The 9845-nt window shown below is 73.2% G+C and carries 8 protein-coding genes; all 8 read right to left on the bottom strand.

Annotated elements, in window-relative coordinates; genetic code table 11:
• Positions 1–158 precede the first annotated feature (158 nt).
• Positions 159–602 carry a type II 3-dehydroquinate dehydratase gene (aroQ, locus tag GL263_RS14525; protein ID WP_182856119.1) on the bottom strand — a complete coding sequence of 148 codons (444 nt, stop codon included), beginning with the start codon at positions 600–602 and terminating at the stop codon, positions 159–161.
• The gene (gene aroB, locus GL263_RS14520) at positions 599–1711 is read right to left on the bottom strand and encodes a 3-dehydroquinate synthase (protein ID WP_228456507.1); all 1113 of its coding nucleotides are present in this window, start codon (positions 1709–1711) and stop codon (positions 599–601) included. Before aroB ends, aroQ begins: the two co-directional genes overlap by 4 nt.
• A gap of 14 nt (positions 1712–1725) precedes the next feature.
• On the bottom strand, positions 1726–2283 hold the full coding sequence (locus GL263_RS14515) for a shikimate kinase (RefSeq protein WP_323379397.1): 558 nt from the start codon (positions 2281–2283) through the stop codon (positions 1726–1728).
• Positions 2280–3464: a chorismate synthase gene (gene aroC / locus GL263_RS14510; RefSeq protein WP_182856118.1), complete on the bottom strand. Its 1185-nt coding sequence runs from the start codon at positions 3462–3464 to the stop codon at positions 2280–2282. Before aroC ends, GL263_RS14515 begins: the two co-directional genes overlap by 4 nt.
• 186 nt (positions 3465–3650) lie before the next feature.
• Positions 3651–4517: a shikimate dehydrogenase gene (locus tag GL263_RS14505; RefSeq protein ID WP_182856117.1), complete on the bottom strand. Its 867-nt coding sequence runs from the start codon at positions 4515–4517 to the stop codon at positions 3651–3653.
• Positions 4514–6553 (bottom strand): endolytic transglycosylase MltG, encoded by a 2040-nt coding sequence (gene mltG / locus GL263_RS14500; protein ID WP_182856116.1) that lies wholly within the window; start codon positions 6551–6553, stop codon positions 4514–4516. Before mltG ends, GL263_RS14505 begins: the two co-directional genes overlap by 4 nt.
• An 89-nt stretch (positions 6554–6642) precedes the next feature.
• Entirely contained in the window at positions 6643–7107 is a 465-nt protein-coding gene (gene ruvX / locus GL263_RS14495; protein ID WP_182856120.1) for a Holliday junction resolvase RuvX, read from the bottom strand.
• Between the two features lie 20 nt (positions 7108–7127).
• Positions 7128–9797: an alanine--tRNA ligase gene (gene alaS / locus GL263_RS14490; protein WP_182856115.1), complete on the bottom strand. Its 2670-nt coding sequence runs from the start codon at positions 9795–9797 to the stop codon at positions 7128–7130.
• Positions 9798–9845 lie beyond the last annotated feature (48 nt).

The following is a 9845-nucleotide window of genomic DNA, read 5'->3' as shown; positions in this document are numbered from 1 at the left end:
CTGCTGCCCCCCGTAGTGCTGCATCCGTGCCCGCTCCCGTGTCTCCCGGCGCCCTGCGCGCCGTCCTCCCTCTTACCGAACGGTACCTGGCGGGCCGTCGCGGTGTGAACCTGCGGTGGGCCCGGCCCCGTCACGGCCGGGGCCGTGACGGGGCCGGCTCAGTCGCCGAGTTCGTCCGCGAGGGCCTGCAGGGCGAGCAGGTAGGAGCCGATACCGAAGCCCGCGATGGTGCCGGAGGCGACGGAGGCGACAACCGAGGTGTGCCGGAACTCCTCCCGGCTGTGCGGGTTGGAGATGTGCACCTCGATCAGCGGCGCGGTGCGCTGGGCGGCGGCGTCCCGCATGCCGTACGAGTAGTGCGTGAACGCACCGGGGTTGAGGACGACGGGCAGTCGCCCGTCGGCCGCCTCGTGCAGCCAGCGGATCATCTCGCCCTCGTCGTTGGTCTCCCGGACCTCGACGTCCATGCCGAGCTTGCGGCCGACCTCCACACAGCGCTCGACCAGTCCGGCGTAGGTGGTGGAGCCGTAGACGTCCGGTTCGCGCGAGCCGAGACGGCCCAGGTTGGGGCCGTTGAGCACCAGGACCCGGCGGGCGCTCACGCGGCGATCTCCGCGTGAGCGGCCAGCAGCATGGCCGGGTCCGGGTTCTCCAGCACGGTGGGCTTGGCGAGGCCGTCCAGCACGATGAAGCGCAGCCGGTCGCCGCGGGTCTTCTTGTCGACCTTCATGGTCTCCAGCAGCCGCGGCCACTGGTCGCCGCGGTAGGTGACGGGCAGTCCGACGGACTGGAGGACCGTGCGGTGGCGTTCGGCGGTCGCGTCGTCCAACCGGCCGGCGATGCGGCCGAGTTCGGCGGCGAAGACCATGCCGACCGCGACGGCCGCTCCGTGCCGCCACTCGTAGCGCTCGTTCTTCTCGATGGCGTGGGCGAGCGTGTGACCGTAGTTCAGGATCTCCCGCAGGCCGGACTCCTTGAGGTCGCTGCCGACGACCTCGGCCTTGACCCGGATGGAGCGTTCGATCAGCTCCGCCGTGTGCGGGCCGTCGGGGCCGCGCGCCGCCTTGGGGTCGCTCTCGACGAGGTCGAGGATCACCGGGTCGGCGATGAAGCCGGCCTTGATGATCTCGGCGAGGCCGCTGACGTAGTCGTTCACCGGCAGGCTCTCCAGCGCGGCCAGGTCGCACAGCACGCCGGCGGGCGGGTGGAAGGCGCCCACCAGGTTCTTGCCCTCGGCGGTGTTGATGCCGGTCTTGCCGCCGACGGCCGCGTCGACCATGCCCAGCACCGTGGTCGGCACCGCGATCCAGCGCACGCCGCGCAGCCAGGTCGCCGCGACGAAGCCGGCGAGGTCGGTGGTGGCGCCGCCGCCGACGCCGACGATGACGTCGGTGCGGGTGAAGCCGGTCTGGCCCAGCGCCTTCCAGCAGTAGGCGGCGACCTCGGCCGTCTTGGACTCCTCGGCGTTGGGCAGCTGCACGGCGATGGCCTCGTAGCCCTGTGCGGCGAGGTCCTCCCGCAGCACCTGGCCGGTCTCGGCCAGCGCCTCGGGGTGCAGTACGGCCACCCGCCGGGCCTGGTCGCCGATCAGCGCCGGCAGCTCACCGAGGAGCCGCCGGCCGATCAGCACGTCGTAGGGGTCGGTTCCCGCGCTGCCGGGGACGGTGATGCGGACGGGCGTGTTGATGGTCATGCCTTCCTCAGCGCTCATGCCTGTGTTGTCTGTCATGGCCTGCTCAGCTCCAGGGCGGCCAGGATCTCCTCGGCGACCTCCTCGGGGCCGCGGCCGCCGGTGTCCACGACCACCCGGGCGACCTCCGTGTACAGCGGCAGCCGCTCCTCCATCAGACGGCGCCACTGCTGCCGCGGGTTGACCGCGAGCAGGGGGCGGGGCGCGTCGAGGCCGGTGCGCCGCACCGCCTCGGCGACGTCCATCGTCAGCAGTACGACCGGCCGGCCGGCGAGGCGGCGGCGGGTCTCCTCGGCCATCACCGCTCCCCCGCCGAGGGAGAGCACGCCGTCGTGTTCGGTCAGCGCGGTGGCCACCGCCTGCCGCTCCAGCGCGCGGAAGTGCTCCTCGCCCTCGTCGAAGAAGATCTCCGCGACGGGCTTGCCCGCCGTGGCGACGACGTCCTCGTCGGTGTCCCGGAAGTCGGTGTCCAGCCGTTCGGCGAGCAGCCTGCCGACGGTGGTCTTGCCGACCCCCATGGGGCCGACGAGGACCACCCTCGGCCCCCGCGGTGGCAGGTCCCGGGCGTCGTGCGGCCCCGCGTCGACGGTCACCGGATCGCCAGGTTGTCCAGGAAGCCCCGCACGTTGCGGCGGGTCTCGGTGACGCTGTCACCGCCGAACTTCTCCGCGACCGCGTCGGCGAGCACCAGCGCCACCATGGCCTCGGCGACGATGCCGGCCGCCGGCACGGCGCACACGTCGGAGCGCTGGTGGTGGGCCTTGGCGGGCTCGCCGGTGGTGACGTCGACGGTGGCCAGCGCCCGGGGCACGGTGGCGATGGGCTTCATCGCGGCGCGCACCCGCAGCAGTTCGCCGGTGCTCAGGCCGCCCTCGGTGCCGCCGGACCGGCCGGAGGAGCGGCGGATGCCGTCCTCGGTGGGCACGATCTCGTCGTGTGCCTTCGAGCCGGGGACACGGGCCAGGTCGAAGCCGTCGCCGACCTCGACGCCCTTGATCGCCTGGATGCCCATCAGCGCGGCGGCCAGCCGGGCGTCGAGCCGGCGGTCCCAGTGCACGTGGGAGCCGAGGCCCACCGGCACGCCGTAGGCCAGGACCTCCACGACGCCGCCCAGGGTGTCGCCGTCCTTGTGGGCCTGGTCGATCTCGGCGACCATCGCCTTGCTCGCGGCCTCGTCCAGCGCGCGCACCGGGTCGGCGTCCAGCCGCTCGACGTCGCCGGGCACCGGCACCACGCCCTGCGGGGCCCTGGCGGCGCCGAGTTCGACGACGTGCGACACGATCTCGATGCCGCAGGTCTCCTTCAGGTACGAGCGGGCGACGGTGCCGAGCGCCACCCTCGCGGCGGTCTCCCGCGCGGAGGCCCGCTCCAGCACCGGGCGGGCCTCGTCGAAGCCGTACTTCTGCATGCCCGCGAGGTCGGCGTGGCCGGGGCGCGGGCGGGTGAGCGGGGCGTTGCGCGCCAGCTCGGCCAGCACGGCGGGGTCGACCGGGTCGGCGGCCATGACCTGCTCCCACTTGGGCCACTCGGTGTTGCCGACCATGACCGCGACCGGGGAGCCGAGGGTCAGCCCGTGCCGGACGCCGCCCAGGAAGGTGACCTCGTCGCGCTCGAACTTCATCCGGGCACCGCGTCCGTAGCCGAGCCTGCGGCGGGCCAGGGCGTCGGCCACCATCTCGGTGGTGACCGGCACGCCGGACGGCAGTCCCTCCAGCGTCGCCACGAGCGCGGGGCCGTGTGACTCCCCTGCGGTCAGCCAGCGCAAGCTACTCAACGGGTGCTCCTTGGGTTCCGGGCGCGAAGTGCTTGCCTTGATCCTGCCACGTTCCGGCCCCGCGACCGGACTCCGGTCCGTCTGGCGGACGGCTCGCGCGTCGGTCCTGAGACGGCTCCCCCGCGGCGGCTCGGGCGGCCCGCGGAACGGGCGGGCGGACCGTGGAGCGGACGGGCGGAGCCGGTATCAGGCGGACTGCTCGCGCAGCGCGGCGCGGGCCGCCAGCGCGGCCTCCCCGGCCGCGCGCATCGCGGCCAGCGGCGCCTCGGGCACGCCCGTCATCAGCTCGACCTGGAGCACGGCCTGGTGGACCAGCAGGTCCAGCCCGCCCAGCACCTCGCCGCCGCGCGCGGACCAGGCGGCGGCGAGCGGGGTGGGCCACGGCTCGTAGAGCACGTCGAAGAGGGTTCCCGGCCGCTCGGGCACGGCGCCGGCCAGCGCGTCGGTGCTGCCGGCCGGGGTGGTGGCGACGACCAGCGGGGCCCGCAGCGCCCGGGCGGCGTCCGCCCAGTCCGCCGTGCGGACCCGGACGCCCAGGCGCTCTCCCCAGCCGCGCATCTCGGCGGCCCGCTCGGGCGAGCGCACGTAGGCGGTGACCTCGCCGTCGCAGATCCGGCCGAGCGCGGCGAGCGCGGAGGAGGCGGTGGCGCCGGCACCGAGCACCGCGGCCTCGGGTACCCGGGTGACGCCCCGCTCGGCGAGCGCGGCCAGCAGGCCGGGCACGTCCGTGTTGTCGCCGATCCGCCGGCCGTCGTCGGTGAAGACGACGGTGTTGACGGCCTCGATCGCGGTGGCCGTCTCGCCGACCTCGTCGAGGAGCGGGATCACGGCCCGCTTGAGCGGCATGGTCAGCGACAGTCCGGCCCACGGGCCGCTGAGCTCGCCCAGGAAGGGGCGCAGGGTGCGCTCGGTGACCTCGAAGCGGTCGTACGTCCAGTCGGTGAGGCCGAGTGCGCGGTAGGCGGCCCGGTGCAGCTCGGGTGAGAGGGAGTGCCCGATGGGTGAGCCGAGCACCGCCGCGCGCCTGGCCCGGCCTGTCGTCCGCCCGGTCATCCCCCCGCCTCCCGCTTCCGGCGCTGCTCCTCGTTGAAGTCGCGCACGTGCTTGTTGTGTTCGGCGAAGTCCGAGGTGAACCGGGTGTCGCCGGGCTTGACCGTGACGAAGTACAGCCAGTCGCCCTTGGTGGGGTTGAGCGCGGCCTCGATCGCCTGGTGGCCGGGGTTGTCGATGGGGCCCGGCGGCAGTCCGGCGTTGCGGTAGGTGTTGTACGGGTGGTCGAGCTTGGTGTCCGTCACCGACACGTCGAGCGTGGAGCGGCCGAGCGCGTAGTTGATGGTGGAGTCGAAGTCGAGCTTGCCGTTGGTGGCGCTGTTGCCGGGTTCGAGGCGGTTGTAGATGACCCGGGAGACCTTGCCGAACTCCTCGTCCTCCTGGGCTTCCGCCTGGATGAGCGAGGCGATGATCAGCACCTCGTAGGGCGACCGGTTCACCTTGCGGGCGTTTGTCTCCAGGTCGACCTTGCGGAACTCGGCCTTGGCGCGTTTCACCATCTCCTTCAGCACCTCGGCCGGCTCGGAGTTCTTGGTGACGCTGTACCGGGACGGGAAGAGGAAGCCCTCCACCTCGCCGTTCGCCCACGACGGCAGTCCGAGGTCGGTCTTCTCGGCCGCCTTCTCCGTGGTGCCCTCGGGTGATTCGGTGCGCTCGTCGATCAGTTGGTAGATCCGGCTCGCCCGCAGCCCCTCGGGGATGATCAGGCCGCTCTGGCTGGCCGGGTTGAGCATCAGTTCGACGGCGGCGGCGGCCGACATCTCCTTGCGCATCACGTAGCTGCCGGCCTGGATCCGCAGCGCGTCCTGGTTCTTCGCGGACGCCGAGACGAACGCCGCGGCGCTCTTGACCACGCCCTCCTGTTCGAGGATGCGGGCGATGGCGCCGAGGTTGGCGCCCTCGGGAACCGTCACCTGCACCTCGCCGCTGCCCTGGCCCGCGTAGTCGGGCGCGCTGGCGAAGCGCTCCTTGTAGAGGGTGTAGGCGTAGTAGCCCGCTCCCCCGACGCCGCCCACCAGGACCACCGCGACGATCAGGCAGGCCATGCCGTTCTTGCGGCGCGCGCTGCCCCGCCGGGAGCGGCCCGCCCGGCGGCCTCCGTCGCGGGGGTCCTCGTCGGTGTCCTCGTCCGGGTCGGTGCCGTCGGGACCGGGGGCCGCGGGCTCCTCCGGTTCCTCGGCGGCACGGCGGCGGCGGCCGGCGCGGCCCGCCCGGGGGCCGGGCTTCTCGGGCTCCTCGTCGCGCGGGGAGCGGGTGGGCCGGCTGGGGTCGGCGGCGGCGAAGAAGGCGTGGTCGTCGAGTTCGGGGCCGGGGTCCCAGCCGGTCTCCGGGTCCGGACCGGGCGCCTGGGACGCCTCCTGGCCCCGGCCGTGCGGCGGGCGCGGCGGCGGGTAGGCGTCAGGGGTGGCGTAGGTGTCGGGCCGGACGGCCGGGTCCTGGTAGCCGTAGTTCTGGCCGTAGGGGTCGGCGGGATCGGCATAGCCGGCGCCGGACGCGTACGGGTCGTGGGCATCCTGCTGGTGGCCGCCGTAACCGCCGTGCGACTGGTCGGCGTGCTGCTGGTCGGTGTGCTGCTGGCCGCCGTAGCCATGGGACTGGTCGCCGTAGCCGCCGTAGTGGCCGTCCGCCGCCTGGCCCGGCTGCTGGCCGCCCGCCGGGTGGTAGCCGCTCCCGGAGCCGGCGGGGTAGCCGTGGTGGCCGCCGCCGGGCTGCTGCCAACCCTGCTGCTCGCCGTACTGGTTGTCGTACTGGCTGCCGTAATGCTCGCCGTACCGGCTGTCGTACTGCCCGCCGTACGACTGGTCCTGGGGGCCGTGGCCGTGGGCGTCCTGGCCGTGCGAGCCGTGGCCGTTCGTGCCCTGACCCTGGATGCCCTCGCCGTGCGTGCCCTGGCCGTGGGGGTCCTGGTAGGGCTGCGGCTGGCCGCCGTGCTGGTCCCAGCCCGGCTGCTGCTGAGCCCCGTCCCCGCCCCGGTCCCCGTACAACGGGTCCTCCGGGTGCCATGGTTGGGAGCCGTGTCCCCGGCCGTACTCAGTCATCTGTCCCCTATGCCGCGCTGCGGCGGTCCGCCTTACCGCTGTTGTGTTCGAGCGGCCGCCGTGTCGCCCGGAACGTTACCGTATTGCGATCAGACAACTCCTCCGACGCACTCTCCGGGTGGGCTTCCTGACACCCGTTCGGCCTCCAGGGCGCTCTGGAGGATGACCACGGCCGCCGCCTGGTCGATACGTGCGCGGCCCTTCTTCGCACTCACTCCGGCCGACCGCATGGACTGGGCGGCCGTCACGGTGCTCATCCGCTCGTCGACCAGCCGGACGGGCACCGGGCCGATCTCTCCGGCGAGGTGCTGCGCGAAGTCGCGCACCTTCGCCGCCGCCGGGCCCTCGCCGCCGCTGAGCGACCTGGGGAGCCCGACGACGACCTCCAGCGGTTCGTACTCCTCGACGAGCGCGGCCAGCCGGCGTCGCGCGGCGGGGACGTCCCGACCGGGGATCGTCTCCACCGGCGTGGCCAGGAGCCCGTCGGGGTCGCAGCTGGCGACCCCGATCCGGGCGTCCCCCACGTCGACGGCCAGCCGACGGCCTCGGCGCATCAACGGGCCTCCGGCCTCGCTCACGCGACCTCCGCCACCTGGCGTTCGACGGCGCTGATGGCATCGTCCACGGCGCCGGGGTTCTGGCCGCCGCCCTGGGCGACGTCGGGCTTGCCGCCGCCGCCACCGCCGAGCGTCCTGGCGGCGGTGCGCACCAGGTCGCCGGCCTTCAGGCCGCGCTCCCTGGCCGCCTCGTTGGTGGCGACGACGGTCAGCGGGCGGTCGTTCGCGACGCTGAACAGGGCCACGACGGCCGGGCGGTCGGCGGGGATGCGGCCGCGCACGTCGAGCACGAGCTTGCGCAGGTCCTCGCCGCTGGTGCCGTCCGGCACCCGGCCGACGGCCAGCGCGACGCCCTTGACGTCCTTGGCGCCCTGGGCGAGCGACCCGGCGGCCTGGAGGACCTTCTCCGCGCGCAGCCGGTCGATCTCCTTCTCGGCGTCCCGCAGGCGGGTGATCATGCCGGAGATCCGCTCGGGCAGGTCCTCGGAGCGGCCCTTGACCAGCTCGGTGAGCTGGGCGACGACGGTGTGCTCCTTGGCGAGGAACCGGTAGGCGTCGGCGCCGACCAGCGCCTCCACACGGCGTACGCCGGAGCCGATCGAGGACTCACCGAGCAGCTTGACGAGGCCGAGCTGGGAGGTGTTGTGGACGTGGGTGCCGCCGCACAGCTCCTTGGAGAAGTCGCCGATGGTGACCACCCGCACGCGCTCGCCGTACTTCTCGCCGAACTCGGCGATGGCGCCCTGCTTCCTGGCCTCGTCCAGGCTCATGACCTCGGCGTGCACGTCGAGGTCGCTGCCGAGCACCTCGTTGATGCGCTGCTCGACGTCGGTGAGCACCGAGCCGGGCACGGCGGTCGGGGAGCCGAAGTCGAAGCGGAAACGGCCGGGCGAGTTCTCCGAGCCGGCCTGGGCGGCGGTGGGGCCGAGCGCGTCGCGCAGCGCCTGGTGGGTGAGGTGGGTGGCGCTGTGGGCGCGGGCGATGGCCCGGCGGCGGGCGACGTCGATCACGCAGTACGCCTCGGCGCCGACGGTGACCTCGCCGACCTGGACGACGCCCTTGTGCACGCTGACGCCCGGCACCGGACGCTGGACGTCCCGCACCTCCACGACGGCGCCGCCGGACAGCCGGATCCGGCCGGTGTCGGCGAGCTGGCCGCCGCCCTCGGCGTAGAACGGCGTGCGGTCCAGGACGATCTCGACCTCGTCGCCCTCCTGGGCGGCCGGCGAGGACACCCCGGCGACCAGCAGGCCGACGACGGTGGCCTCTCCCTCGGTGTGGATGTAGCCGGTGAACTCGGTGGCGCCGGCGGTGTCGGCGACCTCGCGGTAGGCGGAGAGGTCCGCGTGGCCGGTCTTCTTGGCCATGGCATCGGCCTTGGCCCGCTCGCGCTGCTCGCGCATCAGCCGGCGGAAGCCGTCCTCGTCCACGGTCAGGCCCTGCTCGGCGGCCATCTCCAGGGTGAGGTCGACGGGGAAGCCCCAGGTGTCGTGCAGCAGGAAGGCCTGCTCGCCGGAGAGCTCGCGGCCGCCGGCGGCCTTGGTCTCGCTGACGGCGTTGTCGAGGATGCCGGTGCCCGCGCGCAGCGTCTTGAGGAAGGCGGCCTCCTCGGCGAGCGCGACGGTCATGATCCGCTCGCGGTCGGTGACCAGTTCGGGGTACTGCAGACCCATCGTGTTGATGACGACGTCCACCAGACGGCCGACGACCGGCTCCTGGGAGCCGAGGAGGCGCATGTTGCGGATGGCGCGGCGCATGATGCGACGCAGCACGTAGCCGCGGCCCTCGTTGCCGGGGGTCACGCCGTCGCCGATCAGCATCACCGAGGTGCGCAGGTGGTCGGCGACGACCCGCAGCGCGACGTCGGAGTCCTCGCCGGCGCCGTAGCGCACGCCGGTGAGCTCGGTGGCCTTGTCGATGACCACGCGCAGGGTGTCCGTCTCGTACATGTTGCGGACGCCCTGGAGGATCATCGCCAGGCGCTCCAGGCCGAGGCCGGTGTCGATGTTCCTGGCGGGCAGTTCGCCGAGGATCTCGAAGTCCTCCTTGCCCGTGCCGGCGCCGCGCTCGTACTGCATGAAGACCAGGTTCCAGATCTCCACGTAGCGCTCGTCGTTGACGGCGGGCCCGCCCTCGGGGCCGAACTCCGGGCCCCGGTCGTAGTTGATCTCGGAGCAGGGACCGCAGGGGCCCGGCACACCCATGGACCAGTAGTTGGGGCCCATGCCGAGCCGCTGGATGCGCTCGGCGGGCACGCCGACGACGTCGCGCCAGATGCGCTCGGCCTCGTCGTCCTTCTCGTAGACGGTGATCCACAGGCGCTCGGGGTCCAGGCCGTAACCGCCGTCGGCGACCGAGCCCGTCAGCAGCTCCCAGGCGTGCTTGATCGCGCCTTCCTTGAAGTAGTCACCGAAGGAGAAGTTGCCGCACATCTGGAAGAACGTGCCGTGCCGGGTGGTCTTCCCGACCTCTTCGATGTCGGGGGTGCGCACGCACTTCTGGACGCTGGTGGCCCGGGCGAACGGCGGCTTGACCTCGCCGAGGAAGTACGGCTTGAAGGGGACCATGCCCGCCGGGACGAGCAGCAGCGTCGGGTCGTCCGCGATCAGCGACGCCGACGGCACGACCGTGTGCCCACGCTCCTCGAAGAAGCTCAGCCAGCGGCGGCGGATTTCAGCCGACTCCATCAGTGGTCCCTCTTTTCCGGTCTTCCGGTCCTGGTGTGCGTGATGTTC

It is taken from the genome of Streptomyces durbertensis, assembly GCF_014156695.1.
Lineage (GTDB): Bacteria > Actinomycetota > Actinomycetes > Streptomycetales > Streptomycetaceae > Streptomyces > Streptomyces durbertensis.
The sequence above is the reverse complement of the archived record's forward strand: the minus strand, read 5'-3'. Positions and strand labels throughout refer to the sequence as shown.

Excerpts from the sequence above, each read along its gene's own strand:
- GL263_RS14505 (WP_182856117.1), bottom strand. The coding sequence starts at position 4,517 with ATGACCGGGCGGACGACAGGCCGGGCCAGGCGCGCGGCGGTGCTCGGC.
- alaS (WP_182856115.1), bottom strand. The coding sequence starts at position 9,797 with ATGGAGTCGGCTGAAATCCGCCGCCGCTGGCTGAGCTTCTTCGAGGAG.
- mltG (WP_182856116.1), bottom strand. The coding sequence starts at position 6,553 with ATGACTGAGTACGGCCGGGGACACGGCTCCCAACCATGGCACCCGGAG.
- aroB (WP_228456507.1), bottom strand. The coding sequence starts at position 1,711 with ATGAGCGCTGAGGAAGGCATGACCATCAACACGCCCGTCCGCATCACC.
- ruvX (WP_182856120.1), bottom strand. The coding sequence starts at position 7,107 with ATGCGCCGAGGCCGTCGGCTGGCCGTCGACGTGGGGGACGCCCGGATC.